This is a genomic window from Pirellulales bacterium, assembly GCA_036499395.1.
Classification (GTDB): Bacteria; Planctomycetota; Planctomycetia; order Pirellulales; family JACPPG01; genus JACPPG01.
In genome coordinates this window covers 128,549-155,433 of record DASYDW010000095.1, presented here as the reverse complement: position 1 = coordinate 155,433, position 26,885 = coordinate 128,549, and the positions used below count along the sequence as shown (strand labels likewise).

The window sequence follows — 26,885 nt, the reverse complement described above, 5'->3', positions numbered from 1 at the left end:
CACGGATCGACGGTTAGCGACGTGACTCGCCCGGCGGGCCTGAGGTGACCTTGCGCGCGACATTACTGGTCGACGCGATGTACAGCTTGCCGCGGGAGTCGGCTTGCTCTTCGATCACCACGTCGGGCAGCTTCTCGCGTAATTGCGGAATGTAGATGTCCTGCGACAATACGAGAACGCGCGGGTGAGCCTCGCAAATTTCGCCGACTTCGTCGGTCTGGTCGATGTTGAATTGGCGGACACCCCGCTCGCGGTTGTAGAAGATCAGGCTGTCTTCATATCGGCCGAAGCAGATGATCGGCGTATCGGCGTCCCCTAACTCGCGCCGCACCGCTTCGACCTGCGCGGCCAGCGAGCGTTTAGTGGCAATGGTCGGGTAGATATCGGCAATGCCGATCGCCAGCACGGCCAGGGGCACGCCGGCAGCAAACATCCATCGTGCCGGCCGCTCGGCGAACGAACGTCGCGAGACGTACCAGTACAACACGGCGGAACCGAAAACCAGGATTGAGCTCTCGGCCCATTGATCCGATTCGCCCCGATCAAGGACGAAATCTACGACGCCCAGCACCATGCCGGCCAACAGCGCGGTGCGCGTGCCGTGGAACGGAATCCAGCGCTTCATCCGCGCCATGAACTTGTCGTTGATATCGCCCAGCACGGCCCGATCGAGCATGGCGCCAATCAGCAAGCTAATCATTGGGATCGCCGGCAGGATATACGGCGCGAGCTTGCCCGTGGCGAGCGAAAAGAAACCGACGGTCCAGGCCGCCGAAAGCAACAGGAAGCCCTGAGCCGGCGTACGACATACGGCCAGCGTCGTCGATCGGCGGAACAGATAGACGGCCAACACCGGCAGCAGAATCGAACTCGGGAACATACCGATCGCCAGGGCCGGAATGTAGAACCACCACGGTTCGACGTGGATCATGTTCGTCGTGAAACGCATGACGTGGTGTTCCCAAAAGAAGTATTTCAGGAACCCCGGTTCACGAATCGTCACGGCGATAAACCAGGGAAGGGCCACGGCCACTACCCCGGCGCCATACCACAGCCAATCGCGCAGCCGTACCGCGGCGCCGGCGTTCGAAGCTTCGGCACTCGTGCTGGCCGACAATCCGGCAATCCCCTTACGAACCAGCCACCGCGAGACGATCCACGGCGGCAACGTCAGGACCAGGGCCACGGGCCCCTTGGTCATCACGCCGAAGCCGCAAGAAACGGCCGCCAGCAGCCACCAGCCCCGACGTAACCGTGGGCCTTGTGTCGCCGTGTACATGCTCAGTAGCGAAATCGTCGTGAAGAGAGTCAGCAATCCGTCCATGATCAGAAAACGGCTGGCCAACAGAAAGCCGAGTGACAACACCAGCATCAGGGAACCCAGCAAGGCGCCTCGCCTGCCGACCAGGTGACGGCCGATGCAATACGTCGATACCAGCGTCCCCACACCCGCCAGGGCAGTCACGGTACGGGCCGCGTAATCATGCACGCCCAAAGCCCAAAAGCTGGCCACCGTCAGCCAGTAAAGCAACGGCGGCTTGTCCAAATAGAACGAACCTTCGCGGCGCGGCACCAGCAACTCGCCCGAGTCGAGCATGCCGACCGAAATCAAGGCATAGCGTGCCTCATCAGGCTCGATCAGCGGGAATGTCAAACGCGTAAACAGAACCAGCGCGGCCGCTGCCATCAGCAGCCAGACGTGCCAGGGGCGGATGACCGAGGCCGACGCGTCCGGTGAAGTAACCTGGTCAGCCCCGGGAAACATGACGCGCGTCCACCAGAATCGCACCGTCTCAGTCAGCGAGGCAACAACGCTCGGCAGAGAGATTTTGTTTTCAACCGATGCATACTTGCGCGGCGCCACGTCTACTTCGACAACCGACAGCCCGGCGAGCCGCGCCGTGGCCAAAAGTTCGGCGTGAATGAATTGGCTACCCGAGGTGGAAGGCAAAGCGAGCAACGTTTCGCGGCGTGCGAGCTTCAGCGCCCCTTCGCAATCGCGCACGTTCGTTCCCAGCAAGGCATCCGTCACGATGCTGTAGGTTCGCGAGGCGGTACGCCGCAGCCAGCCGTCCTGTCGATCGATGTGCGCTCCGCACGCGATCCCGCAATGCGGTCCCAATAGCACCAGGCGTGCCAGATCCTGCGGTTCGAGCGTTGCGTTCAGCCCGGCCAGCGCCACATATTCCTTCCCGGCCGCTTCGATCCCCGCGCGCAATTGCGTTCCGTAGCCGGCCATCGTCGCAGCAGGCAGAACACGCAGCGCCGGATAGAGCGTCGCCATCGCCGCGACCACGGTCAGCGTGCCGTCGGTGCTCCCCCCGTCGACAACTACGATCTCGTAGTCGCTGGTGACGGTCGACAAGGCTTCGTCCGCGGCGCGCAACATGCGGGCCAGATGCTTCTCCGCGTTGCAGACGGGCAAAACGAGCGAGATGCTCAAACGCGTCGCTTGAGGCGGAAGGCCTGAAAGCGAAACCAAAACAGGGCCGTCGTCGCGCTGCCGTGATGCATCCATGCTAGCTGCTGTCGCCTTTCCGTGGGAACGGGGGCGCGCGCAATGATCGAGCGCCCCGGATCGCCTGCCGCGAGTGGGGGTGTATAGGTCAAGCCAGCAGAGAGTGTCAATAGCTTCACGCGATGAACGTCCTGAGCCTCCCCCGAAATGCCCAGGACGCTGCGACCTGGCGATGCAATGCGCGGACGGCGCCATGCATGTACGGCGATGCCCTTGACCGTTTTTCCGCTTGTCGCGAGACTCCCACGATGCGATTGCTGCCGCGTTACGTACTGATTGAGCTATTGAAGGTTTTCGCCGTCACCGTGACGTCGCTGACGACGCTGATGATGCTGGTCGGTGTGGCCAAGGAAGCCATCGATCAAGGACTGGGCCTGGTGCAGGTCCTGCAAATGCTCCCCTACATCCTGCCGAACGCGCTGTTGTTCGCGCTGCCGGGCAGTACTTTGTTTGCCGTGTCGATCGTCTACGGCCGCATGTCGGGGGCCAACGAGATCGTGGCCATCAAGTCGTTGGGCATCAATCCCATGACGGTGCTCTGGCCGGCATTGGTCCTGGCATTTCTGTTGAGCCTGGTCTGCGTCTGGCTGAACGACGTAGCCGTGTCGTGGGGCTTCAATAACGTGCAGCGCGTCGCGATCGAGTCGCTCGACGACATCGCCTACGGCATGTTGCGAACGCAGAAATCGTTCGGCACGAATAAATTCACGATCAATGTGAAACGCGTTGACGACCGGCGCTTGATCAAGCCGGTGATTACCTTCACGGCCACCGGCACTACGCCACCGTACACGATCACGGCGCAGGAAGCCGAGCTTCGCTCCGACACGCGACGCAAGGTCCTGGTCATCGCCTTCGAACAAGGGTTGGTCCAGGCCGCGGGCCAGGCGAGCTACCACTTCAATCACGAAGAACGCGAAATCTCGCTGCAAGACGCCAGCGGCAAGCAAGAAACAAAGCATCATCCAGCGCATGTCGCACTGAAGGACGTGCCGGGCGAAATTCGCTGGCAGCAGAACGAAATCAACATCACCCGCCAGGACATGTCCGCTCGTGCCGCTTACGCGCTGGCCGTGGGCGACTTCGCCGAACTGGCGAAGCCCCACTGGGAACTAGAGCGCAAGAACCTGGAGTTCCTTGAAGGGCAACTCTCGCGCTTCTACACCGAGCCGCCGCGGCGCTGGGCCAATGGCTTCAGTTGCCTGTTCTTCGTGCTGATTGGCGCGCCAATGGCCATCCGGTTGCGCAATTCGGATGTGTTTACGAGCTTCTTCGCCTGCTTCCTGCCGATCCTGGTAGTCTACTACCCGCTGTTGATCTACGGGGTCGACCAGGCCAAGGACGGCAACCTGCCGCCGTACAGCGTCTGGCTGGGGAACATCATCCTCGCGCTATGGGGCGTGTGGCTGATGCGCCGCGTCGTCCGGTTCTGAACGGGCCTCGCCGGCCGGAACATGCTGTTTTTGCTCAAAGGCAAAAAAGCATGCTGCCGGCACGATGACGTTTCGAGGCGAGATTTCAGCGGGTCCTTTGGACTTACAGCGTGCGCCGTAAAGCGCGTTCGCGCCGCGAGGCGTTCGGGGCAGCCAGATGGACCCATTTGGCGACAAGCTGTTCGAGCTCGCCGTCCAGCCAGTGGCCAAATTCAGCCAAGGCTTGCTCTTGGGCCGCGGTCATTTGCGCGGTCTCGGTTTCGACGGCCGCAGTTTCGTGCCCGTGATTCGAATTCGCTTGTGCCCTGCGCATTGCCTTTCTCCCCATGTCTTTGGCTACCGGAGAGCGACTGAGCGAATGCCCCGCGACATCTCGGTAGCGGTGGGGGCGGCTTTTCTCAAAGTTCCGCCTTCACCTCTACTACGAAAGACAAGCGCAACTCGTTCTGGTTCGCTACATCCCCAAGAGGGAAAAAATCGCCAAATCCGGCAAAAAAAACAGCGAGAGCCCAAACCGTTCCTGCTGTTCGGGGAAGCAAGGCCGGCCGGGCTCTCGCCTCGACACGTCGGTGGGTAGATTGTTAAGCCGCCGTAAGGCTGAGATACCTGTCCGGCGAGAAACGCCCTGGATCGTCGCCCGGGGTGTTCCCACCGTATGGCGGGCTTTGAGTAGTTTATTTCTTGCCGAGAGCGCCTTTCATCCGGGCCACGCTGGCTTGAAACTCGGCTTCGTCGATCAGGCCGTCTTTGTTCTCGTCGAACCGTTCGAAATTCCGCTGAATTCGCTCAGGAGCTTCCTCCTCGCTCAGCTTGCCGTCGCTGTTCTTGTCGCCCGCCAACAGGCGTTGCCAGAAGCGGGCCGGATCGGGTCGCGCGGCCGACGGTTCGGCCGATTTTTCTGTACCGGTCCCCTTGGTCTTTCGATCACCCAGGAATCGCCGCACGCGATCGAACTCCTCGCGAGACAGCCCGCCGTCGCTATTGGTGTCTCCGCGCTCGAGCATTTTCGCGAAACCTTCGCGACGTTCGGCGGGTATTTCCTCCGCGACCACGCGACCGTCGCCGTTAGTGTCCAAGCGGCGAAAGAATTGTTCCGTGTCGTAGGCCATAGCGCCGCGGGCCTGCTCTGCCTGACCTTCAGTCGTGCGATCAGGCACTGGTGATTTCAGCCCGGCGACAAACTCGCCCCGGTCGAGCATGCTGTCGCTGTTCGCGTCGGCTTTACGTACGAGCCTTTTCCACAACCGCTCCTGAGCGGCTGAAATCTCGTCGGATGCAATGTGCCCGTCTTGGTTGGCGTCCAACTGCTGGAACAGCGATTCGGAATCGGCTTCGCCGGCCCGCGCGATCGACTGCCAGAGTGCAGACGACAAAGGCGCCAGCAATGCCGTCATCGCGATGGCTGCCACCATTGGTAGCGACCTGCCAAAGTGCGCAGGCCTACCGGCCCACTGCTGCCGTTCGACGGCCGGGGGGCAAAGCAAGCACATCTTGCGCTTGGGCGAAAAAAGTCCCATTTACGATTGAACCGGGCAACCTGCCAAAAGTTTCGCAGGTTGTGCCAAGTCCCCGGATTCAGTGTCCCCAGGGGTTGCCGTAAGGGCTTGCGGCGCCGATAGCTTAGGCGACATTGCCCCGTAGCCTTCGATCTCCTAGAATCCCCCCGATTATTTTGGTCGCGTCGACCGAACCGGGCCCTCGCGACCGGCGTAACAGGCAGAAGAGACCTGACCCTCGCGGCAAGGTGGCCGCGCGTCGGGTTCGATGTTGCACGGCCGCATCGTTGGCCGCACAACAGGCTCGTGGCGCGATGCATGAAATCAACATCCGCTCCGAGATCCGCATAGTCGGCAAATGTGCCAGCAATTGAGAGATAGGCACAACACCCAGCACGGAGGATTGGTTCAATAAGCCGCCACACGTTGGTCGATGTAACGGGTGCAGAGTTCCGTGCCCGCGAGGTCATGCCAACGTGACAGGGAATGCGGCGCCGGTAGTTTGAATGCGAGCGAGTCAAAGTCTCGTCTGCGAGTATTAGCTTCAAGAGGTTCAAGTCGGCCGCAGTCGTTGAGTAAGGTCCGGTCGGACCAGGCCGCAGGAACAGGAAAGCTAAGCAGCAAGACATTTGCCGTTTCGCGCAAGCTGGCGAGTTATCCCGATTCAACACACGTTTTGGCCGTATGTTTGCCCCCGTTGCGAACGGCGCGCTGGTACGCGCAGCATCGCAGAGCTGGTGAACATGCCCCTTGATGGGAGATAGAAAATGCAAATTCACGGTGTCACTCAGCTTCACGGCGCGCAAGCGATCAACGCTCCTCACGCCGCTACCCGCACCGATTCCACGGCTGTCGCACAGCGCACTAGCGCCACGGCGGACGTCGTCGATATTTCGGAAACCGGCCGTTTGATGGAAATGGCCGCTCAGCTTCCCGAGATCCGCGCTGATCGCGTCGCCGAGCTTCGTGCTCAGATCGCGAACGGCAGCTACGATACCGCCGAGAAGCTGGACCTGGCTGTTGAGCGCTTGCTCGACGAAATCGCCTAGTCATCGACTTCTGAGTGTCGGAGCGATTGGCCTCCTCCCCCGGCCAGGGCTGGCCGAGGGAGAAATGGCCCCCATTCCGGCACCTCCTGCATACCTAAACGACGCCTGGGACCTCGCGGCCAGGCGTCGTATCCTTTTTAAAGGCCTTTAGGATGGTCGCAGGCGCCGGCCTGCCGGAGAGGCGGCCCACGGGGTCGAAATGACGGGCAGCCGCAGTCCTACGACCTTTCTTGGCCGTCTCGCGAGCCGCTCGGAACCGGATGGGAACCGTGCCGGCCATTCGCCCCGTTTGTTTAAAAGCCCCGGTAATCTAGAATTGGGTGCTGAACCCCTCAGCGAGGCCTGCGAGCATTTGTGGATCGGGGCCAGGGCGGCCCTGATACGGCATTCCTCCCCGAGGGACTGCGGACGGAAGTTGCTTTCATGAGCCACGATTTCTCACTCGGCACCGTCGACGTCAATCTCTCGCCGTTGGAACGGTTCGAGGAGTTCCTGCAGAGCCGTGGCAAAAGAGTCACCCAGCAGCGCCGGGTGATCGTCGATCGGGTCTTCAGCCACCACGAGCATTTCGACGCCGACCAGCTACTCGAGCAACTCCGCAAGCAGGTCGGAGATCAAAGCGTCAGCCGCCCGACGGTTTATCGCACCTTGTCCGAGCTGGTCGACGCCGGCCTGTTGCGCAAGATGGTACTCAACGACCGCTCGGTCTATGAGCACGATTACGGCTATCCGCAGCACGATCATTTGCACTGCGAGAAGTGCGACAAGCTGATCGAGTTCTCCAGCGACGAGGTGAAGGAGATTCGCGAAGCCGTAGCCCGCAAGCACAACTTCCGCGCTTCGGGCCATCGACTGATCATCCACGGCGTGTGCGCCGATTGCAGCCGCCCCAAACGCGCCAACCGCCGACTGGATTTGATCTGAACGGTCAAAATCCCGGTTCGGCAACCCCTACACCCGCACTTGCCCCGTTACCGCGAGGGCATCGGCGTAGCGCTTGCGAATGGGCTCGACGACCGTCGCCACGAATTCATCGACCTGCTCGGGCGCCCGGCCGACGAACCGGCTCGAGTCGAGGGCATCGTCCAGATTTACACCTTTGAAGGCCGAGTCGCCGCGCAGTCGATCAAGCAGATCGTTCGGCTTACCTTCTTGCTTGACGACTGCGCCGGCTGCCTGGCTGTGCTGGCGGATGCGCTCGTGCAATTCCTGCCGGTCGCCGCCGGCGCTAGTGGCCACCATCAAAATGTTTTCGGTCGCCATGAACGGCAGCTCTTCGGCCAGGTGCTTGGCGATCACTTGCGGATACACCTCGAAGCCTGACGCGACGTTTTCGTACAGGATCAAAATCGCGTCGATCGCCAAAAATGCCTGCGGCAACGTTAAGCGGCGATTCGCGCTGTCGTCGAGCGTTCGTTCGAGCCACTGCGTGGCGGCGGTTTCGGCACCGCTCGATTCCAGGCTGATGACAAAACGAGAAAGCCCACAAATGCGCTCGGAACGCATCGGGTTGCGTTTGTAGGCCATGGCCGACGAGCCGATCTGGTTCTTCTCGAACGGCTCTTCCAGCTCTTTGCGGCTTTGCAGCAATCGCCAATCGGTGGCCGCTTTTTGGGTGCTCTGCGCGATGCCTGAAAGCGTCGCCAGGACTTGTGCGTCGACCTTGCGCGAATAGGTCTGACCTGTGACAGCATAGCTAGTCGCAAATCCGAGTCGCTCGGCGATGCGCTGATCGAGTTGCTTCACCTTTTCGTGATCGCCGCCGAAGAGTTCGAGGAAGCTGGCCTGGGTGCCGGTCGTCCCTTTGGCCCCGCGCGCTTGCAGGGTCGCCAGGCGATGTTCGATCTCGGCCAGGTCCTGCACCAGGTCGTACGCCCACAGGCAGGCCCGCTTGCCGATCGTGGTGGGCTGGGCCGGCTGAAAGTGCGTGAAACCCAGACAAGCCAGGCTGCGAGTTTTTATGGCAAATGTCGCCAGCCGATCGATGGCCGCCACCAGTCGCGAGCGTACGAGCTCGAGCGATTCGCGTAGCAGGATCAAATCTGTATTGTCGGTGACGTAGCAGCTCGTGGCTCCCAGGTGAATGATCCCTCGCGCCTCGGGGCAGTCATCACCATACGCGTGCACGTGCGCCATCACGTCGTGCCGTAACTTGCGCTCGTATCGTTCGGCGGCGGCGAAGTCGATCGTGTCGACGTGCGCCTTGAGCGCCGCGATCTGCGCCGCGGTGATCGGCAGGCCCAGTCGGGCTTCTTCCTCGGCCAGCACGACCCACAGCTCGCGCCAGGTACGAAACTTCCGTTGAGGACTCCACAGCCGCGACATCTCGGCCGAAGCATAACGAGCGATGAGAGGGTTGTCGTACTGATCCAATGACATGCGTTATCCAGGCAAAAGAATCGAAAGGCGCACCTCGGAGAAAAAGTCGCGCCGCACAAAAGGCACAGGTCCGCGATCGACCGATGCCGCACGGGCTGACCGATAGCGTGAACCAGGCCCAAGGCTCGTCCAGCGCCGGGCCGCGATCACGCTGCCAGAACACACATTATGCGAAATTCAGGCCGGGTTCGCAAAAGGGGGATGTGATGGGTAGTCGCTTACTCTGACGCAAAGATTTTCAGGGTCGGGATCGCCCGCTACCGGTTCCACACAAGTAGAATTGAGGCATGGCCGACGAATCGCCAACCCGCCGCCGCTGGTTCCAAGTCACTGTACGTAGATTGATTGACGCCGCCCTTTGGACGAGCGTCACTGTTGCTGCCTATTGTTTGACTCGATGGTGGAAGGCGCCGGATAGCAACCCGCTGCTCCTATTCGCGATTGTGGCTGCTCTAACAATTAGTCCATTCATTGCATTTGGAACGCTCTTAGGGCATCGGCTCCGTGGCCTCCTCGTGGGTATAACACTGGTTGGCGTCTATGCCATTGCGATCTGTATAGCGATCAATTTTGGCTGGGTGCCGTTTCCATAGCTGCGGGGCATCTCAGCAAGTCGTCCGCGCACCGTTTCACCTACGTAATATCGCATGCCCCGCGACCACCAGCATAACCCCGACCCCAACGTCACGGCCGCGCGGATCGTGGCCGAGTTCATATGCCCTGACAGAAGCGTCCGGATGCCCGTATCCAGTCGCTGGATCGATCGACTCTGGGTTCTAGTATCCTCTTAGGAAGCACCAACATTTGCCCTCTTCAGATCCTTCACCGGAAAACGACGATGGCTCCCGAACCACAGTGGACGGTCGACATTGAAGAGCTGGGGCGATGTGGACTGATTCACTACAGAGAACGCGAAAACTCTGCCTTGTTCGATTGGGAATTCGCAGCTGCCCCAGCGGTCGTCTTGATATGGCCGCGCGACGCGAATCAGTGGGAGCAAATCCACCCTTGGGCATTCGGCCGCAAGGTCGAGATTATGGAAAACGTGGCACGCGACGTTTGCCGGCAAAAGGCACCGGCGTGCTCATTCAAGATCGATGAAGCCAACTCCCTCATCAATATCTTCGAACCCAGCAAGAATCCAACACCGTGAAGATTTCAAAGTGAATCGCTACTGACGAGGTGGCGCAGGATGACTTTAAATTCCCAGTCGATCGGGTTAGACAGCAGTTGTAGAATACAGCCATGTTCGAGGCACCGAAGCGTCCGCCGCGATCTCGAGTGATTCGCGCCTGTTGGTTGATCGTTTATGCGATCGGACACTTCGTATCCGGGGGGCTATTGTTTTGGCTGCCGTGGATCTCAAACGACAAATCGGCGAATGGTCCGAGCCGCCGATACCCGATGAACGCCGCGGGCGACTTCTATGTCCTGGATCAGTGTTGCATCACGTGCGGCGCGCCGGAGCATGAGGCACCGGACTTGATGTCTCACGAAGAAGGGCCAGGAGCCTATGCTCACTGCTATTTCAAGCGACAACCCGAAACGGCCGCGGAAGAAGAGCAGGCCGTGATGGCGGTCGTCGTTGGCTGCTGCGGTGCGGTCCGATATGGTGGCCGTGATCCTCGCATCATCGCTCGCCTACGGGGCCTTGGGAAACGGGACGCCTGCGACGCCCAACAACCAGACATCCGACAAGCATAGCGATCGGAAACACGGCAGTCGCGACTTGAGAATCGATTAAGCCGCCTTGATCGTCGACCTTATTTCTCCCGCACCATCAGCACGTTGTTGTCAGCAACGCCGAACAGCGAGCGGAATGGGCCGTTGTGGGTGCCGCAGCTCGGACGTGTCGGGTACCAGACGAGATTCATAGCCAGGCCCCACGATTCTTGCGTGGCGCCGCCGCCGTCCTTGCCCTGGTCCGGGATCAGGTAGTTGAATCCGCCGATCAGGTCCCACTGGTTCGACATGTGAATGCGGTGATCGGCGCCGACCAAACCGCCTGAGCTGCCGGTAAAACCGCCCCAGATGCGGAATTGATCGCCGTTGGCGAAGTTCTTGCGATAAAAGAAGGTGTTCAGGTTCACGGCGTTGAACGTCAACGGCACGCCGTTGACGACTTGCGATTGATCGCTGCCGGTGACAAAGGCGCCCCAATAACCAATTTCGTTCCCGCCGCTAAAGATGTAGCTCAACTCGCCGCGGATCTGCTCGAAGCGGGCCCGCGTGTAGAAGCGGTCGTCCAGCCAGTCGTATACCGCACCCCCTTGCCATCCTTGTCCGCATTGCGGGCGATGGTACAAGCCGACGGTCAAGAATGACTGCTGCCGCGAGTTATTGAACGCGTTCGAGATATTGGTGCCCGACAGATCGCTCTGTACGAACTGCGCACCGACCTGGTAGCCGATGCCATATCGATGCCACAGGGCACCAGCGAAGTTAACACCTTCCTGAAAGCCGAAGTTGCCATTCTTCCCCTGGTCGAGCCCGCCTTTGAAGGCATGCACGCCGGCGAATATCGACGACTCGTCCAGCCAACGGTGATGGCAACTGATGCCGCCGCAGCACTCGCCGCAGTAGGGGCAAGGAGTCAGGTACAACGGCCGGCCGAATTCGTCGTAGGTGACCGGGCCACCATCGTCGTAGAAATCGCCGCCCTCGTCGTAGCCGTCCGTGCCGTAGCCATCCCCATCGTAGCCATCGGGGGCATAACCGTCGTTCGAATAACCGCCGGGCGCCGCATTGTTTGGCATGTAGTTGCCGCCGTCCGGGTAAGCGACCGAAGGAGCGCCGTTCGGATAGACCACATTCCCGCGCGCCGCGCCAGGAACGAATTCCGCCTGCGGCTGCGGCGAACTGTTGCCCGGCGGCAATTCGTACTCGGCGTTCATGGCCGTGGGACGATACCGGGCGCGCGACGCCATGCGCGGCGCCGGAGCTTCGAGCAGGTCGCGGCGGGGCATGACATTGATGCCCGAGTTGTCTGCCGCGCCAGGTCGAAAAGTCGGTGCATCGGAAAGCTTGGCGCGCTGCGCTTCCTCGCGCGAGGCACGCCATTGGTAGCCAACCTGGTGGACATGGTCGTCATGGACGCGCGGCGCCCGTTGTCCGTAGTCACCGTCCCGATCGTCGTAACGACGCGACGCAACGCGATTGTCGGCGGGCCGCCGATCTTCGCGGTTTGCGCGATAATCGCCTGCGACCTGTTCCTGCGGCGCGGCATACCGATCCGGCAGGCGCGGTGCCCGTGCATTCACCGGCGGACGGCGATCGTATTGCGGTGGGCGACGGTCGTTGGCCGAATCTGCTTCGTGCGAAACCCGTTCTACGGGGCGCCGCGGACGCCCGCCGTCGCGGGGCGGGGCGTCAAACTGCTGGTCATCGCGGCCAGCGTCGTAGTCGGCAACGCGAGGACGCGGTGCCGGACGGCGTACTTGAGCGGCGACAGGTCGGGCGCGATTGATCGTTTCGTACTGCTGCGGAGCGTCCTGGTCGTAATCCTCTTCGACCGCGGGGCGAGCGTCGGCACCGCGCGGATTCTCGTAGCGCCAGTCACCCGTGGGCGTCGGGGCGCGTTGATAGTCAGGTGAATCGTCGTAGGAGCGCGACTGGGCGTGCAGCACGTTACCGCAGCACACGACCGCCAGAGCCGCGACCACGACCATCCCCCGATGGATCAACTTCGTCCCGAACCGCTCGTTCATCGCGATCACCTTCCTAGCTAGCTTCACGAAACAGGTCCCACCGTGCTAGCACGGAGTGCACTGTTAACAGCCAAACTATCGGCCCCGCGTGTGACGGAACTTCCGTTAAAATCTTCGCGACCGGAAAAATTTCACCAAAACCCGCGGATTCACTAATGCGCAAAGTCGCGCGTGGTAGCGGCGCATGCTGGGCGCAAATTCGCCATGAAACAGTGGGGAGAAGGGCCGTTAAGCCCCGAAGGCCAGGCTCAGAGCCTGGGCCAGGTCGTCACGCAGATCGTCGAAGGCCTCGAGCCCGACGCTCAAGCGGATTAGCCCGTCGCTGATGCCGAACGCTTGCCGCGCCGTCGCGTCATAGCTGGCATGCGACATCGTGGCCGGGCATTCGATCAGCGACTCGACTGCCCCCAGGCTGACGGCCAGGCGAAACAACTGCGTGCTCTCCACAACGCGCGCCGCTTGCGACAGCTCGCCGTCGATCTCGAAGCTCAGCATGGCGCCAAACGCCCCCTGCATTTGCTGCGCGGCCAGCGCATGCCCCGGATGCTTTGGCAAACCGGGATAGTAAACCCGGCGCACGCGGGGGTGGCTGGCCAGGTACTCGGCGATCTTTTGCGCCGTGCGTGATTGCTCGCGGACGCGCAATTCCAAGGTCTTCAAGCCGCGCGAGCAGAGAAACGCTTCCCAGGGGCCCATGACCGCCCCCGTGGCGTTCTGAATGTAGTACAGCCGGTCGCCGAGCTCTCGATCCCCCACGACCAGGGCGCCGGCCAGCACGTCACTGTGACCCCCCAGGTACTTCGTCGCCGAGTGCATCACGATGTCCGCGCCCAAGGCGAGCGGTCGCGTCAAGACCGGCGTGGCGAACGTGTTGTCGACACCCAACAGCGCCCCGCGCTCGTGCGCTATCTGGGCGCAACCCGCGATATCCGTGATCGACATCAGCGGGTTGCCCGGCGTTTCGATCCACAACAACTTGGTGGATGCCGTGAATGCCGATTTGACGGCCGCCAGATCGGTCGTCGAGACAGTCGTTACGCCCACGCCCTGGCGTTCGAGAATCTTATGCAATAGTCGATAGGTGCCGCCGTACAGATCGGCGCTCGCTACGACGTGATCTCCTGGCGAAAGCAGCATCATCACGCAGTGAGTGGCCGCCATGCCCGAGGCAAAGGCCAGCGACCGTCGACCGTCTTCGAGCGAGGCCAGAGTTGTCTCGAACGCTTTGCGCGTCGGATTGCCGCTGCGCGAGTAATCGAACTCTAGGCTGGGATGGGCTCCCGGCTGAACGAACGTGGTGGCCAAATGGATGGGCGGGATGATCGCGCCAGTCTGCTGGTCAGGCTCCTGACCGACATGAATCGCACGCGTACGGAACTGCATGAAAAAGGCTTCCTCGGATCGGGTCACAACACTCGGCACGCCGGCGCGTAACGCAGGGCACGACGCGACCGGGGGCGCATTGTGCATGGGATCGCCGGACAGTGTTCCGCCGACGACGGTTCACAGTCGGCCGCGCACGGTAGCGCCTGTGTCAACTAACTGGCGACGAGCCGGGCGAAGGCGCACTTCGATTGATCGAGCAGTGCTTTGTAACACGAGTTCTCGATGTCCTCGCCCATCAGCTCGACGTCGTAGTCGCCGTTGTAACCTCCCCGAGCCAGCCCGTCGATGATCTCCGACAGCGGGACATTCCCTTCGCCCAGGCGGGACCGATTTTGCTCGCGCTGCGGTGGCTCGCGGCCGTCTCCCAGGTGGACGATCGCGATGCGGGGGGCCAGGGCCTGCAGTTGCGACCGCACGTCGTGATCGTGCCCGAAATGATAGGTGTCGAAGACCAGCCGGAGGTTCGGATCCCCCACGGCCTCGATCATTTCCAGCGTCCCCTCGATATCGGTCAAGAACGTCCATTCCGCGGCGCAGCCGGAGTGCATCGGCTCGATGGCCAGACGCACGCCTAGGCTGCCGGCCAGGCCCGATAGCTCGCGCAGGGCGTCACGCACCAGGCGCCGGGCGTGATTGTGCGTGTGACCCGCTCTGGCGCCGGTGTAGACCACCAAGCAGCCCGCCTGCATCATCGCGGCCAGTCGCACGGCCTCGAAGGCGTCGTCCAGGCTCTCGCGAAAGGTACGGCCGTCGCTGCCGGTGAATCCGCCGGCCCACAACAGGCTCGACACGGCCAGACCGCTTTCGGTCAGCAGCTCGATCCCTTTATCCTCGCCGTAGTCGGACAACTTCTGCCGCCAGACACCGATGGCCGGAATACCGGCGGCCTTGTAATGGGCGACGTCTTCTTCGAACGACCAGCGGTAGGTCGTCATTTCGTTCATCGACAGCCGTGCCATGCGCGATCGCTCCTTCGGGAATCGTCGTAGAATTGCGCGCCGGTCCTCCAACGCACAACTTCGATGAGACACGCTAAACGACTTGCTTCGCCCCCGCGCGCGTCAGGTAATTCGACAAAGCCCACGAGGTGATTGCTGTCCTGGCAAGAAGCCCGTCCAGCATGGGGCGTGTCGAATACCGCGCAGGTGGTAGTATCGGAAATCAGCCACGATGTGTAAAGCGGCAGACCGGATTGGTCAAAAACTCCGCGTGATGGACGTCACTGAATGTCGGGTCCGTCGTCGCCCGTTGACTCAAATTGCGCACGAAAGCCGATCAGCAGCGGGTGAAGGTGCGCATCGACGTCGTCCCGTGTTTCATTCATGCATGCATCCTCGAAGACATGCACCGTGGAAGTTCGGTCTGGCTTGGTCACACGATGAGCTAGCACCCGATAGTTATCGCGACTTAATTGAACGTCGATTTGCCGATACCTATCGCCATCTTGGGCGTGCTTGGGAACTGCCGTTACGAAAATCGTATCATCCCGAACGTCACAAGAGAGCTGAAATCGTTCCTGCACTTCTCTTTCGTCGATCCTCGAGCAAAGCGGCAATACATCGTCCATAGACCCTAGGTTGGCTGCGACGAATGAATGAATGTCGAAAGCAGTTAGCCATTGTTGGATCGTCGACATCGTGGCCAGTTGATCGACATAGGTCTTCGCCAACAAAATTTCGCGCGCCGTGACACGCATATAGGTCTTGTGTCGATGATCGAGCACGAGCAGCGCCCCGCGCTCCCAGGCAATCGTGTCACGACCTTCGATCGTGTAAAAAGCTTGCCCCGTTTCATTCCAATAGAAACGGCCCGACTCACGGCGTCCGTTAGAATTAAAGGTGGGGTCGTAATTGAATCGTGTGAAATGCGCGTCCCAAGAGTTCAGGTCCCGCGACGCTTTCGCCCACTTTCCGAAAATGGAATCGGTCGAGACCGGCTCGAAAGCAGATAAAGGAGCGGCTGCCCAGTTAAGAATCAGCGCCAGCAACGCCACGGTCTTTCGCATAAACCACCTCCATGGGACCACGCGATCGGCAGCAAGAAATCGGGTGGAAAGATGAGTCTAGCGCGCGAGCGCACACGAGGCAACGCGAATCGGTGTCGCAAAAGCGGGCGCTTTCAGCTTTACCCACCCGCTTGCCGCAGCTTCATGTAATAGCGCTGCACTTCGGCCACGCAGGAATGGCCGTCGGGGGCCATTGATTGGCAGCGGGCCTCGGGGGACTTTGCTTTTTCGATAATGGCCCGCACGCGCGTGACACCGCGCTCACGGATATCCTGTTCCACATCGTCGCGCGTCAGGCCAAAGCAACTGCATAAAGGGGCCTCGGGATCCTTCGGCCAGACCGGGTAACGCAACTGCTCGATCGTGGCCACGCGCTCGAACGTGTCGAAGTACACCACTTCGCAGCGCGGGAAGGGGCAGAACCAGGCCGTCTCGGAAAGGTTCGCCAGTGCCGCCGCGTCCAAGTGCTCGCGCACGGCTTCGACGGTCGCCGCCACGGCTAGCGATCCGCAACGCGGACAATGCCGCTGTCCCGTGTCTTCCGGTTCTCGTACGAAGGCCTTGTTCATACTCGTATCATAATCGCGCAGAGCACCGCGTGGATGTTGTCGTCGTGAGCAATTCGCCCTCACCCTACCCTCTCCCGGAGGGAGAGGGGTTTTCATACTAACCTACGGCGTGCAATCTTGAACGCTGCAGGCTGACCGTGGACCGCTAACCCGCGGCGTGCGGGCGCGGTTGCTGCTGTGTGCTGCAATGGAACGTGCCCAGGCCCCACACGAGTTCGACCGCTCGCAGACCACGCACTTGCCGGCCAGGAAACAGTTGCGCTAGCCGTTCGAGGGCCACGGCGTCGGCCGGGCAGTCGAATGTCGGCACCACGACCACGCCGTTGGCGATATAGAAATTCATGTAGCTGGCGGGCAGCCGACGATCGTCGTAGTACACGGCCTTGGGCATGGGGAACGTGACAAGCTCGAGCGCGCGCCCCTCTTGATCGGTCGCGGCCTGCAGCCGCCGCAGATTGTCGGCAAGCGCCTGGTAATTCTCGTCAGCAGGATCTTCCTCGACGGCCGTGACCACGGTGCGCGGTCCGACGAACCGGGCCAACTCGTCAATATGTCCGTCGGTGTCGTCGCCGACAATTCCATGGCCCAGCCAGATCACGTGCCGGCCGACGCCGTAATCGATCAAGTATCGCTCGATGTCTGCGCGCGATAGGTGCGGGTTGCGGTTCGGATTCAACAGACACTGCTCGGTAGTCAACACGGCTCCGAGCCCGTTCACGTCGATCGCGCCCCCCTCGAGAATGATTCCCGGTTCGAAACGGCGCATCCCGAGCACGTGCGCGATCTTGGCGGGGACTTGGACATCACGATCAAACGGTGGGTATTTGCCGCCCCATGCGTTGTAACCCCAATGCACCAGAGAGGCAGGCGCGCCAACCGGTCCCTGCAAGAACATCGGCCCATGATCGCGCGTCCAAGCATCGTTCGTGGCGATGTCGTGAATCGTGACGTTGGGCACGTTCCCTACCATCGAGCGCGCTTCGGCCAGCGTGCCGGGCGCGCCGGCCAACACATGAACGTGCTCGAAGGGGGCGAGCGTCCGCACCAGGCTTTCCCACACGCCGGGGATCGGACCGAAATTTCCCGGCCAGCTTTCCAGATTGTGCGGCCAGGAAAGCCAGGTCGCCACATGTGGCTCCCATTCGGCAGGCATCCGATAACCAAGCGAGGCGGGCGTTTCGACAGCGGTCATGAGGGAGAAGTTGCAGGCGATTGAGGAAGCCGGGGACGCACGTGGCGGGCCAGCTTACCGCGCAGGCAATTCGTTGGCCAGGAACGCCGCGATCATACGATTGACGAACGCCGAATTTTCCAGGGGGGACATGTGCCCAGCATCCGGCACGATCGTGAACTGGGCTTGCGGGATCGACTCCGCCAGTTTGCGCATCTCGCCCGGAGGGCTGATCGCATCGTCGTGTCCCACCAGAACCAACGTTGGCAATTTGATGTTTGGCAATAAATCGGCCGAGTCGGCTCGCTCGGCCATGCCGCGCAGTGCGGCCGCAATGCCGCGTGGGTCGGTGGACACGATCATCTCGCGCATAGCTTCGGCCACGAGCGGCTGCGCCTTCGCGGTGTTCGGCCCCAGCAGCTTCGGCAGCATCGCCTCGGCTACGATGCCGGACCCCTCAGTCAACACGCGATCGGCCAATTGGCGGCGCCCGGCCGCGGCCTCGGGCGTATCGGCAACGCTGCGCGTATCACATAAGATCAAGGAACGAACCCGCTCGCGATGGCGCCGCAGGAACTCGAAGGCCACGTAGCCTCCCATCGAAAGCCCGCACAGGCAGACGGGATCTCGAAGGTTCAGCCCGTCGAGAATGCCGGCCAGATCATCGGCCATTTGCGCCATCGTGACCGTGCCATCGGTGATGGTGCTGCCGCCGAAGCCGCGTAGATCAGGAGCAATCAGATGAGTCGTTTCGGCCAGCTCGTCGAGCTGCCGCATCCACATGGCATGGTTCAGCGGGAAGCCGTGAATGAAAACCACGGCCTGACCACGACCGCGCTCGAACACGTTGAACTGAGAGTCACCAACACTAAGTCGCCGCATAACTCACTTGCTCCGTCGAAGGCTAAGACCCCTTGTGCTGCGACTTCTCAAGCTCCGCTTTGAAGAGCGTCAATTGCTTTCGCATTTGGCCTGAATGCGGATCAAGATCCACGGCCTTGGTCTGGGTTTCTACGGCGCTTGGCAGATCACCGCACGCATAATGACAGCGCGCCAAGGTATCAAGGTAACCGGCCTCGGATTGGCGGACCTCTTTATCGTCGGATTGCTGGCGCACCAGTTCCAGCGAACGTTCGCTGTGGCGCCGTGCCTCTTGGGGATCACCTTCGGTATTCGCGATCAGCCAGGCGACCTGGTTATAGGGAGTTGGATCGTCGGGCGATTCTTGAATCTCGCGCCGGAACCCGTCGATGGTTTCATGCAATAGGCGGCGCGTCTTATCCTTTAGCTCGGGATCGAGATTCGGGAAACGAAACAACGCGATCAAGACGTCGATCTCTTCCGGGTCCTGCTCCAATCCGGCTTTCAATTCCGCGAGTTGCTCGGTGCGGTTTCCTTCGGCATCGTGGTAGCAGGCACGGAAAAAATGCATGCGGGCCCGCATCGTTTCCACCGTCCCGAAACGGTCAGCCAGAACTTGGACGTCGCCGTCCTTCTTTTTTTCCTTGGCGTCGCGGGCGTTAACCGCCCCTTCCCAGACTCGGGCTGCCAGGCGATCGTCGCCTTGATCGTGCGCCAGTTCGCTCAAGCCGCGCTGAGCGAAGATCGTGATGAAATCGCCCGGCCCGCCGGTGTTGATGACGTGCATGAATTCCCGCTGACACCAGGCAATCATGCCGCGGCGCTGTAGCTCACGAGCTGCTTCGACGTGCTGAACCAATTTGTCGAAGGCATCCCCCTGGTTGAGCCCCAGGGCTTTGTCGGCCAATTCCTGCCCTTGTTGTTCGTTGCCGCGCGCCTGCTGCGCCTGCGCCAACGTGTACAGCAAAATCGGCTCGTGGTCGATTCGCTCGGCGAACCGCTTAGCGACTGTATCGACGACATCCCAAGCTTCCTGCTCGACCAGCCAGCGCACCAACTCGGCCAGGGTTTCGCTGTGTCCTTCTTCGAGTTCGACAATCCGCATCATGGCCGCCACCGCGTCATCGCGGCGATCGAGCTTCCGCAACGCAGCGACCTGTTGCCGCCACAGCGCGCAAACAATCTGCGGCTGCGTTTGCGGCGGCGCTATGCGTTGCTCGAGCTCAGCCAGTCGACCCCAGGCATCAACCCCGGTGGCCGGATCGCGCTGCGCGGCCAGATAGGTTCGCAGCCATTCCGCCGCCGGCCGTGGACTGTTGCCCAGAACGTCCTTGATGGTTTGCTCGCGCGCCGCCCACCGGTCCGAACGTACTTTCTTTTGCTCGATGATCGCCAGCGCCGCCTGCTTCGACATGATCGGCGATTTGTCGAAACGAACCAAACGGCACAGCACGGCCAGCCCCTTGTCATTGGGCAGGTCAATCAACGGGCTGATTGTCGCCAGATGGGCCGCTTCGTCTTTCAGTCCGTAGTTATGCAGTTGCCGTTTGACCTCCGGCGGATCGTCCGGGGTAGTCCATTCGATCTGCATCTGATTCACAAGGCTTTTGGCGCGCGACGCGACTTCAATATCATCGTTGTCCGCCGCGACCTCGAGCGCATCGAAAGCCTCGAACCCGATCTTGGCAAGCTCGTTCTGAGAGCGCTCGCGAACGAAGTAGTCGTTGTCGCCCAACTGGCCAATCAACATCTGAACACGCGTGTCCAGGGACGCCGTATCATCGGCCGTAGCGTGACCGGTGCCGGCCGAGAGCGTGGCACTGAAAACCGTCAGCCAGCGCAGACTTGTCAGAAACTGGCGCATGCACACCTTTCTGCATCGGGCCCGAGTAAGTGGCCACCTGTAGCTAGGATAGCTGAAATCGGGCTGTGTGGGGAAAGGCCCCTGGGCCGGGATGCGGGGGTCCGACAGCTATCGGACCGGCTGATCCGCAGATCGCGATTCTCCTGCACGACAACCAAGGCTGTCCGCCGGCGCTCATTGCGCGGCTTTGACGGCCAACTGCTCCTCGACCGCCTCGTCGATCATTTCCGGGCGAAATTTGATCGTTGGATCCGAAGGAGAAATGCGCTTCACCAGATTGCCTGCACGATCGTAAATCGCGTAGTTCGGCAGGGCGCCGTCGTAGTCGAATTCCTCGGCCGACGACTCAGCAGCGCCGACTTTGCTGATCAAATTGTCGAAACCGGCCCCTTTGCCAGCCAGGAATTTTTGCACGTCCTCGATCTCGTCAGGTTCGTCGAACGAGAGCGCGATCACGGCCAACCCCCGATCACGGTTTTTTCGCCACAACTCGACGGTGTGGGGAAACTGCTTGACGCATGGTGCGCACCAGGTGGCCCAGTAGTCGACCAGCACGACTTTACCCTTGTGGGCCGCGATGGCTTTCGCCAGTCCTGCCTTGTCGACGACGATTACCTTGATGTCGGCCGGGTTCAGGTCGGCTTTCGATTCGGCCGCGGCGGCAACGTTTGCCGCAGGCCAGGCGGTCGCCCCTGTCCACGATTGCTCGATAGTCCAGCCCGACAGGCAAAACCAGGCAACCACTGCTGCCGCGAAGCTGCAGGCTACACGTGCGTACCGTGACATGGATGTAAAAGCTCCTCTGATGGTGCCGCTCGTCGTCACTCGATCAATGCTGCGCGATCGAGCGATTACTTAGCGGCCATACTCAATGCCGCAACCCGTGGCGCGAATTTCTTGCACTTCGGGAGCCTTACCCGACAGCACGGCATCAATCGCATTGCGAACGTACGGCTTCTTGACCTCGGTGGCATCCATCCAATTGTCGTCGATGGCGCCCATGTAAACGACTTTGCGATCGGCATCGAGCACGAACGCTTCGGGCGTCTTCTGCGCGCCATACATCTTGCCCGCCGCTTGTGAAGGATCGGACAAGTAGGGAAAATTGAAGACCTGTGCCGCGGCCCGTTGCTTCATGTGCTCGAGGCTGTCTTCCTCGCCGGAATTAACACAGATCGCCACGACCTGGACCCCCTTCGCCTGGTAATCGCGCTGCAGGTCGACCAATCGTTGCTCGTACTGCTGTGCCACCGGGCAATGGTTGCAGGTGAAGATGACCACGACCGCCTTCGCATCCTTGTAATCCTGCAAGCTGTGTTGCTTGTCGTCGGTGCCACTGACGGTGGGCCAGGCCGGCGCGGCACTGCCCAGGCTCAAGACCTTGTTGAACTTGCCAGCCACGGCCGTGCTCGCCAGCATCGCCACACAAACCAGGGCGATCGGTAAAGTCTTGCGCATCGCGGAATGCTCCTGAGAGTCAGGGACCAGTAGAATTGGAAAACCACGCCCGCCCTATAATGCATCATGGCAGGGCGAGGAAAATTGGGCAGGTACGGGACGAGGCCCCGGCTGGGCCCCAGCAGGCTAAACCTAGTTTCGCGGGTTCCGAAAGGTGTGTCAATCGAGCTATTGATCCCCGCAAATGGGGGCAAGGTTATCGACCGCTTGATGATCGGCGCGCGTTGCCAGCGGCAACCGGCACTAGCAAACCTTGCTGTTCACTAATTGTTCTTGCAGCGCGAACGATTTCCGTTTGAAATGCGTCCACTGCTTGCTTGGTCGACGATTTGCCTGCCTACCCGCGCCGTCGGCCGACTTCTCTGCCCGCGGTGTGCCCCGTTTGGAGATTCTGTGCTTCCTTATTTTTGGATGCTCTGTGGAGCATTCGCCTTTGCATGCATGGGGGCATTTGCGCACGGGCTCGAAGGCTCGTGCGATTGGCAGGTCGTGGTCTTTGTCCGCGCCATCCTGGCCACGCTGTTTGCGACCGGCATGGTGCTGTCCGGCGGAGCCCGCTTTGTCATCTTGCGGCCGAAGACCTTGTGGGTGCGCAGCATCGCCGGCAGCGTCAGCATGCTCTGCACCTTCTACGCGCTTCCAAGATTGCCGATTGCCGATGTGCTGACGCTGGCCAACATCTTTCCGGTCTGGGTGGCGCTGCTTTCGTGGCCTCTGTTGCGCGAAAAGCCTTCGGCCGGCGTCTGGGTGGCGATCGTCTGCGCCGTGGCCGGCGTCTTCATGGTGCAACAGCCGGGAGGCAACGATGCGAACATCGCCAGCGTCGTGATTCTGATCGGCAGCATGGCCACGGCCGTCGCGATGATCGGACTGCACCGACTGACAGGGATCGACGTCCGCGCGGTGGTCGTCCATTTTTCGGCCGTGGCGACCTTGTTTTGCGTCGCCGCGTTTTTCTTGTTCCCCACAAAACATCCGCTGGCGAATTGTTGGGACGCTCGCGTGCTGTTGATGCTATTGGGCGTTGGCGTGTCAGCCACGATCGGCCAACTGCTGCTGACCAAGGCTTTCACCAGCGGCAATGCGGCCAAGGTCTCGGTCGTGGCACTCAGCCAGGTTGGTTTCGCGATGCTGTTTGACGTGCTGTTCTGGTCGCGCAGCTTCACGCCCGAATCGTTGGGTGGCATGGCGCTGGTCGTCCTTCCCACAGCCTGGCTGATGATTCAAGAAGCGCGTCAGGGGCAGCAAGATCCGGCCGGCGAAACGGCGTTCCGCTCGCAAGCTTCTCATCGCGCGCAGGCATTCCTGCACGAAGCTCCCTTCGCCGAGGGTGTAGTCCAACGGGTCGGTGACCCCGGACGCCCCGGGCAGGGAACATAAGCGAACCTGCGACGCCTCGGCCCTGGCCGGTGCTCGACCGCACCCGGCGAGGGCATCGAAACGGCCTCGCCAGCGCCCCGTGCTGACCGGACCGCTTCAGGCCGGTACGGCAATCAATCGCGAATTTTATTGACACTCGAAACCGGTCTGCGACATTGGAAACCGTGGGGCCGTCGGTGTCGTAACGCTCGATACTGGCGGCGCGTTTTTTCAATCGAGACCGCATTCGGCGATTGCTCGCGGAGCTGGTAGCTCGCGCTTCCAGGCGGACCCGCGGCGAAGGCGTCATGATTTCTCCGCTGCTTCCCAGCTTGATCGGACTCTCCTGTGTGGCCGCGCTCGGCTGCGCCTTTGGTTTCGGTAAGCGACGACGCAACGCCCAGGTCAGCGACCCGAAAGCAGCCACGGCCGATGAGGCGCCGGCAAAATCGCGAGACCGCGTCGACTCGGGCGAGTGGCAGCGGGTCAAGGACGCGCTGCGCATCTCGGAAGAGAAGTATCGTGTATTGATCGAGAACGCCAACGACGCCATCTGCGTCGCGCAAGACGGCGTGGTCAAGTTTTTCAATCCGAAGTTGCAGCAAATGCTCGGCTACACCAGCGAGCATCTTTCGACGATGCCCTTCACGGATGTGATTGCCGACGAGGATCGCCCCCTGGTGCTCGACCGGTACATGCGGCGGCTGCGTGGCGAAGACATTCCGCATCAGTACGAGTTCCGCTTGCTTACGTCCAGCGGCCGGCGGCTGTGGATCGAAATCAACTCGGTCATGATCGACTGGGAGGGGCGGCCCGCCACGCTCTCCTTCTTCCGTGACGTCGACGAACAAAAGAAGACCGAACAAGCACTGCGCGACAGCGAGGCCCTGTACCATTCGCTGGTCGAAAGCCTGCCACTGAGCATCTTTCGCAAAGATGCCGAAGGGCGGATCATATTCGCCAATCGCCGCTTCTGCGAAATCCTCGGCCGGCCCCTCGAGGCGCTGCAGAACAAAACCGACGCCGACCTCTTTCCCGGCGAGATGGCGGAAAAATATCGCAGTGACGACCAGCAAGTCCTCAGCACGGGACGGGTGCTGGAAGTCGTCGAAGAGCACCAAAGGGCCGACGGCGAAGTCATTCACGTGCAGGTTCTCAAAGCGCCTGTGCTGGGCGCCGACGGCCAGGTGCGCGGCGTGCAAGGCATGTTCTGGGACGTCTCCGCGCGGCGGCGCGTCGAAGAGAAACTTCGGGAAAATGCCGAGCGGACGCGACTGATTCTGGACACCGCTTACGATGCGTTCGTAGGGGTCGACGAAGAGGGCCGGATCATCGATTGGAATCCGCAGGCCGAGACGGTCTTCGGCTGGCCGCGCGACGAGGCCCTTGGCCGTCGGGTGGCCGAGACGATCATTCCGCAACGCTTTCGCGAGGTTTACCGGCATCGATTGCAGCAGACACTCGCCCGCGGACAGGGCGCGGTGCTGAACAAGCGGATCGAGATCACGGCCATGCGTCGCGACGGCAGCGAGTTCCCGGTCGAGGCCGCGATCACGCCCGTGCAACTCGGCAAGACGCGGCTGTATCACGCTTTTCTGCACGACATCAGCCGGCGCAAACGTTACGAATCCGAACTGCGCGTCGCCAAAGAGGCGGCCGAAGCCGCCAACCGGGCCAAGGGCGCCTTCCTGGCCAACATGAGCCACGAAATTCGCACGCCGATGAACGCCATCATTGGCATGGCGGAGTTGATTCTCGATACGTCATTGTCCGCCGAGCAGCGCGAGTATCTGAAGCTGGTGTTGGAATCCGCCGATTCGCTGCTGTCGATCATCAACGACTTGTTGGACTTCTCCAAGATCGAGGCTGGCAAATTCGATCTCGATCCGATCCCTTTCGAGATTCACGAAAGCATCGGCGACACGATGAAGTCCCTCGCCGTGCGTGCGCACAAGAAAGGGCTCGAGCTGGTTCACGATATTTCGCCCGACGTGCCCAAGGCAGTGGTCGGCGATTCCAACCGCTTGCGACAAGTGGTCATTAACCTGGTCGGCAATGCCATCAAGTTTACCGACCAGGGGGAAGTCGTGATGAGCGTCCGCCGCCACGCGAGCGACCCCGACGGAATGACTCTGCATTTCGCCGTGCAGGATACCGGCATCGGGATTCCTGCCGACAAGCAAGGGATTATCTTCCGAGCGTTCGAGCAGGCCGACACCTCGACGACGCGCCGTTTTGGTGGCACAGGGTTAGGCTTGGCAATCTCTTCGGCGCTGGTCGACTTAATGGGCGGACGCGTGTGGGTCGAAAGCAAAGAGGGAGTCGGCAGCACGTTTCATTTCACGGCGCGCTTTCAAGACGCCGTCGATCTTCCGCTCGCCGAGCCCAGTGCGACGGCCGATGCGTTGGAAGGATTGCGCGTGCTGGTGGTCGACGACAATGCCACGAACCGGCGCATTCAATGCGAGATGTTGCACAACTGGCGGATGCAGCCGGTGCCCGCCGCCGGCGCAAACGAGGCACTGCAAGCGCTGCGTGACGCGCATCGTACAGGCCGGCCGTTTACGCTCGTGCTGACCGACGCCAACATGCCCGAAGTCGATGGTTTCTCGCTGGCCGGTGCTATCAAGGCCGACGTCGCGCTCAGTAGCGCCGTCATCATGATGCTCACCTCGGGAGATCGACCGGACGACGTGGCACGCTGCCACCAGTTGGGCATCACGTCCTATCTGATGAAGCCTGTCAAGCAATCCGAGCTGTTCGACGCGATCGCTGCCGCGCTTGCTCCGGCCGATGTCACGGCGGCAGATCAACCCCCGGAAGCGCGCCAGGTCGACGCCCGCAGATTGTCCATCTTGTTGGCCGAGGACAGCCTGGTAAATCAGAAACTGGCCGTTGGGTTACTCCAACGGCGCGGACATCGCGTGCATGTCACCAATAATGGTCGCGAGGCACTCGCCGCGCTCGATGCGCAGCCCTTTGATGTGGTGCTGATGGATGTGCAAATGCCCGAGATGGACGGCCTCGACGCGACGCGCGCCCTGCGCGAGCGGGAAGTCGTTACGGGACGAACCCGCGTCCCCGTGATCGCTATGACCGCCCATGCCATGGCCGGCGATCGCGAGCGCTGCCTGGCCTCGGGCATGGACAGTTATATTTCGAAGCCGATCCGCAGCCGCGATCTGTTCGCGACGATCGTGCAGCTCACCGATGGCGAGGAAGCCCCTTCCAACATGGCGGCGCCCGAGAAAGCAATCGCCGACGCTGGATTGGATTGGAACGCGATGATGGAAACCGTGGGTGGCGATCGTGACTTGTTGCGCGAGATCGCGGCCGCATTTTTGGAAGAAGCGCCGCACCAGCTCCGCGAACTGCGCGACGCGGCCGCGACCGGCGATGCCGAGACTTTGTGCCGCACTGCGCACACCCTAAAAGCATCGCTGCGCTATCTTGGCGCGGCGTCCTTGGCGGAGGATGCGTTTACACTGGAATCTTGCGGTCGCGACCAGCGCATTGCCGATGCCGCGATCGCGATGCCTTTGTTCATCGAACGGGTCCAGGATGTGTTAAAACAATTGCCGCCGCTGGTCGGCCTGCAGGAAAACGGTACCGATTAATGGTGAAGACAAT

21 protein-coding genes are annotated in these 26,885 nt (G+C 61.2%); 7 read left to right on the top strand and 14 right to left on the bottom strand.

Going from position 1 to position 26,885, the window contains the following annotated elements; all coding sequences use genetic code 11:
- Positions 1 to 13: 13 nt before the first annotated feature.
- Positions 14 to 2,443, bottom strand: coding sequence for a phospholipid carrier-dependent glycosyltransferase (locus tag VGN12_17425; GenBank protein HEY4311235.1), 2,430 nt, complete (start codon positions 2,441 to 2,443; stop codon positions 14 to 16).
- 323 nt (positions 2,444 to 2,766) lie between these two features.
- Here VGN12_17425 and VGN12_17420 point away from each other — a divergent pair, with 323 nt between their 5' ends.
- Positions 2,767 to 3,951 carry an LptF/LptG family permease gene (locus tag VGN12_17420; GenBank protein HEY4311234.1) on the top strand — a complete coding sequence of 395 codons (1,185 nt, stop codon included), beginning with the start codon at positions 2,767 to 2,769 and terminating at the stop codon, positions 3,949 to 3,951.
- Between the two features lie 103 nt (positions 3,952 to 4,054).
- Here the strand turns inward: VGN12_17420 and VGN12_17415 are convergent, their stop codons facing one another.
- Both VGN12_17415 and VGN12_17410 read right to left on the bottom strand, forming a co-directional pair.
- Complete coding sequence (locus tag VGN12_17415; GenBank protein ID HEY4311233.1) at positions 4,055 to 4,264, bottom strand: hypothetical protein; 210 nt, start codon at positions 4,262 to 4,264, stop codon at positions 4,055 to 4,057.
- A gap of 361 nt (positions 4,265 to 4,625) precedes the next feature.
- Entirely contained in the window at positions 4,626 to 5,363 is a 738-nt protein-coding gene (locus VGN12_17410) for a hypothetical protein (GenBank protein ID HEY4311232.1), read from the bottom strand.
- Positions 5,364 to 6,214: 851 nt separating this feature from the next.
- Here VGN12_17410 and VGN12_17405 point away from each other — a divergent pair.
- Together VGN12_17405 and VGN12_17400 are read left to right on the top strand one after the other, a co-directional pair.
- Positions 6,215 to 6,496, top strand: a complete 282-nt coding sequence (locus VGN12_17405) for a flagellar biosynthesis anti-sigma factor FlgM (protein ID HEY4311231.1) — start codon at positions 6,215 to 6,217, stop codon at positions 6,494 to 6,496.
- A gap of 423 nt (positions 6,497 to 6,919) precedes the next feature.
- Positions 6,920 to 7,420, top strand: coding sequence for a Fur family transcriptional regulator (locus tag VGN12_17400; protein ID HEY4311230.1), 501 nt, complete (start codon positions 6,920 to 6,922; stop codon positions 7,418 to 7,420).
- A 27-nt stretch (positions 7,421 to 7,447) separates the two neighbouring features.
- Here the strand turns inward: VGN12_17400 and purB are convergent, their stop codons facing one another.
- Complete coding sequence (purB, locus tag VGN12_17395; protein HEY4311229.1) at positions 7,448 to 8,875, bottom strand: adenylosuccinate lyase; 1,428 nt, start codon at positions 8,873 to 8,875, stop codon at positions 7,448 to 7,450.
- An 838-nt stretch (positions 8,876 to 9,713) separates the two neighbouring features.
- Here purB and VGN12_17390 point away from each other — a divergent pair.
- Both VGN12_17390 and VGN12_17385 read left to right on the top strand, forming a co-directional pair.
- The gene (locus VGN12_17390; protein ID HEY4311228.1) at positions 9,714 to 10,028 is read left to right on the top strand and encodes a hypothetical protein; all 315 of its coding nucleotides are present in this window, start codon (positions 9,714 to 9,716) and stop codon (positions 10,026 to 10,028) included.
- Positions 10,029 to 10,120: 92 nt separating this feature from the next.
- The gene (locus tag VGN12_17385; GenBank protein HEY4311227.1) at positions 10,121 to 10,579 is read left to right on the top strand and encodes a hypothetical protein; all 459 of its coding nucleotides are present in this window, start codon (positions 10,121 to 10,123) and stop codon (positions 10,577 to 10,579) included.
- A 59-nt stretch (positions 10,580 to 10,638) separates the two neighbouring features.
- On the opposite strand, the gene VGN12_17380 is transcribed toward VGN12_17385, so the two are convergent.
- The 10 genes from VGN12_17380 to VGN12_17335 form a co-directional block, all read right to left on the bottom strand.
- A complete protein-coding gene (locus VGN12_17380; protein ID HEY4311226.1) occupies positions 10,639 to 12,582 on the bottom strand; it encodes a DUF6666 family protein in 1,944 nt (647 codons plus the stop codon).
- Between the two features lie 228 nt (positions 12,583 to 12,810).
- Positions 12,811 to 13,965 carry a PLP-dependent aspartate aminotransferase family protein gene (locus tag VGN12_17375; GenBank protein ID HEY4311225.1) on the bottom strand — a complete coding sequence of 385 codons (1,155 nt, stop codon included), beginning with the start codon at positions 13,963 to 13,965 and terminating at the stop codon, positions 12,811 to 12,813.
- 155 nt (positions 13,966 to 14,120) lie between these two features.
- Entirely contained in the window at positions 14,121 to 14,927 is an 807-nt protein-coding gene (locus VGN12_17370; protein ID HEY4311224.1) for a sugar phosphate isomerase/epimerase family protein, read from the bottom strand.
- A 260-nt stretch (positions 14,928 to 15,187) separates the two neighbouring features.
- Positions 15,188 to 15,973 (bottom strand): hypothetical protein, encoded by a 786-nt coding sequence (locus tag VGN12_17365; protein HEY4311223.1) that lies wholly within the window; start codon positions 15,971 to 15,973, stop codon positions 15,188 to 15,190.
- A gap of 119 nt (positions 15,974 to 16,092) precedes the next feature.
- Complete coding sequence (locus VGN12_17360) at positions 16,093 to 16,542, bottom strand: hypothetical protein (protein HEY4311222.1); 450 nt, start codon at positions 16,540 to 16,542, stop codon at positions 16,093 to 16,095.
- A gap of 145 nt (positions 16,543 to 16,687) precedes the next feature.
- On the bottom strand, positions 16,688 to 17,734 hold the full coding sequence (locus tag VGN12_17355; protein HEY4311221.1) for an agmatine deiminase family protein: 1,047 nt from the start codon (positions 17,732 to 17,734) through the stop codon (positions 16,688 to 16,690).
- A gap of 54 nt (positions 17,735 to 17,788) precedes the next feature.
- Positions 17,789 to 18,595: an alpha/beta fold hydrolase gene (locus tag VGN12_17350; protein ID HEY4311220.1), complete on the bottom strand. Its 807-nt coding sequence runs from the start codon at positions 18,593 to 18,595 to the stop codon at positions 17,789 to 17,791.
- Positions 18,596 to 18,617: 22 nt separating this feature from the next.
- The gene (locus tag VGN12_17345; GenBank protein HEY4311219.1) at positions 18,618 to 20,438 is read right to left on the bottom strand and encodes a hypothetical protein; all 1,821 of its coding nucleotides are present in this window, start codon (positions 20,436 to 20,438) and stop codon (positions 18,618 to 18,620) included.
- Positions 20,439 to 20,612: 174 nt separating this feature from the next.
- The gene (locus VGN12_17340; protein HEY4311218.1) at positions 20,613 to 21,224 is read right to left on the bottom strand and encodes a TlpA disulfide reductase family protein; all 612 of its coding nucleotides are present in this window, start codon (positions 21,222 to 21,224) and stop codon (positions 20,613 to 20,615) included.
- A gap of 69 nt (positions 21,225 to 21,293) precedes the next feature.
- Entirely contained in the window at positions 21,294 to 21,896 is a 603-nt protein-coding gene (locus VGN12_17335) for a thioredoxin family protein (protein ID HEY4311217.1), read from the bottom strand.
- A 393-nt stretch (positions 21,897 to 22,289) separates the two neighbouring features.
- Between VGN12_17335 and VGN12_17330 the strand changes: the two genes are divergently transcribed.
- Entirely contained in the window at positions 22,290 to 23,276 is a 987-nt protein-coding gene (locus VGN12_17330) for a DMT family transporter (GenBank protein ID HEY4311216.1), read from the top strand.
- A gap of 287 nt (positions 23,277 to 23,563) precedes the next feature.
- Positions 23,564 to 26,872: a PAS domain S-box protein gene (locus tag VGN12_17325; GenBank protein ID HEY4311215.1), complete on the top strand. Its 3,309-nt coding sequence runs from the start codon at positions 23,564 to 23,566 to the stop codon at positions 26,870 to 26,872.
- Positions 26,873 to 26,885: the final 13 nt, after the last annotated feature.

What these genes read in the sequence shown, in the direction of transcription:
- VGN12_17420 (HEY4311234.1), top strand. Translation starts at nt 2,767, where the DNA reads ATGCGATTGCTGCCGCGTTACGTACTGATTGAGCTATTGAAGGTTTTC.
- VGN12_17415 (HEY4311233.1), bottom strand. Translation starts at nt 4,264, where the DNA reads ATGCGCAGGGCACAAGCGAATTCGAATCACGGGCACGAAACTGCGGCC.
- VGN12_17410 (HEY4311232.1), bottom strand. Translation starts at nt 5,363, where the DNA reads ATGGTGGCAGCCATCGCGATGACGGCATTGCTGGCGCCTTTGTCGTCT.
- VGN12_17405 (HEY4311231.1), top strand. Translation starts at nt 6,215, where the DNA reads ATGCAAATTCACGGTGTCACTCAGCTTCACGGCGCGCAAGCGATCAAC.
- VGN12_17400 (HEY4311230.1), top strand. Translation starts at nt 6,920, where the DNA reads ATGAGCCACGATTTCTCACTCGGCACCGTCGACGTCAATCTCTCGCCG.
- purB (HEY4311229.1), bottom strand. Translation starts at nt 8,875, where the DNA reads ATGTCATTGGATCAGTACGACAACCCTCTCATCGCTCGTTATGCTTCG.
- VGN12_17390 (HEY4311228.1), top strand. Translation starts at nt 9,714, where the DNA reads ATGGCTCCCGAACCACAGTGGACGGTCGACATTGAAGAGCTGGGGCGA.
- VGN12_17385 (HEY4311227.1), top strand. Translation starts at nt 10,121, where the DNA reads ATGTTCGAGGCACCGAAGCGTCCGCCGCGATCTCGAGTGATTCGCGCC.
- VGN12_17380 (HEY4311226.1), bottom strand. Translation starts at nt 12,582, where the DNA reads ATGAACGAGCGGTTCGGGACGAAGTTGATCCATCGGGGGATGGTCGTG.
- VGN12_17375 (HEY4311225.1), bottom strand. Translation starts at nt 13,965, where the DNA reads ATGCAGTTCCGTACGCGTGCGATTCATGTCGGTCAGGAGCCTGACCAG.
- VGN12_17370 (HEY4311224.1), bottom strand. Translation starts at nt 14,927, where the DNA reads ATGGCACGGCTGTCGATGAACGAAATGACGACCTACCGCTGGTCGTTC.
- VGN12_17365 (HEY4311223.1), bottom strand. Translation starts at nt 15,973, where the DNA reads ATGCGAAAGACCGTGGCGTTGCTGGCGCTGATTCTTAACTGGGCAGCC.
- VGN12_17360 (HEY4311222.1), bottom strand. Translation starts at nt 16,542, where the DNA reads ATGAACAAGGCCTTCGTACGAGAACCGGAAGACACGGGACAGCGGCAT.
- VGN12_17355 (HEY4311221.1), bottom strand. Translation starts at nt 17,734, where the DNA reads ATGACCGCTGTCGAAACGCCCGCCTCGCTTGGTTATCGGATGCCTGCC.
- VGN12_17350 (HEY4311220.1), bottom strand. Translation starts at nt 18,595, where the DNA reads ATGCGGCGACTTAGTGTTGGTGACTCTCAGTTCAACGTGTTCGAGCGC.
- VGN12_17345 (HEY4311219.1), bottom strand. Translation starts at nt 20,438, where the DNA reads ATGCGCCAGTTTCTGACAAGTCTGCGCTGGCTGACGGTTTTCAGTGCC.
- VGN12_17340 (HEY4311218.1), bottom strand. Translation starts at nt 21,224, where the DNA reads ATGTCACGGTACGCACGTGTAGCCTGCAGCTTCGCGGCAGCAGTGGTT.
- VGN12_17335 (HEY4311217.1), bottom strand. Translation starts at nt 21,896, where the DNA reads ATGCGCAAGACTTTACCGATCGCCCTGGTTTGTGTGGCGATGCTGGCG.
- VGN12_17325 (HEY4311215.1), top strand. Translation starts at nt 23,564, where the DNA reads ATGATTTCTCCGCTGCTTCCCAGCTTGATCGGACTCTCCTGTGTGGCC.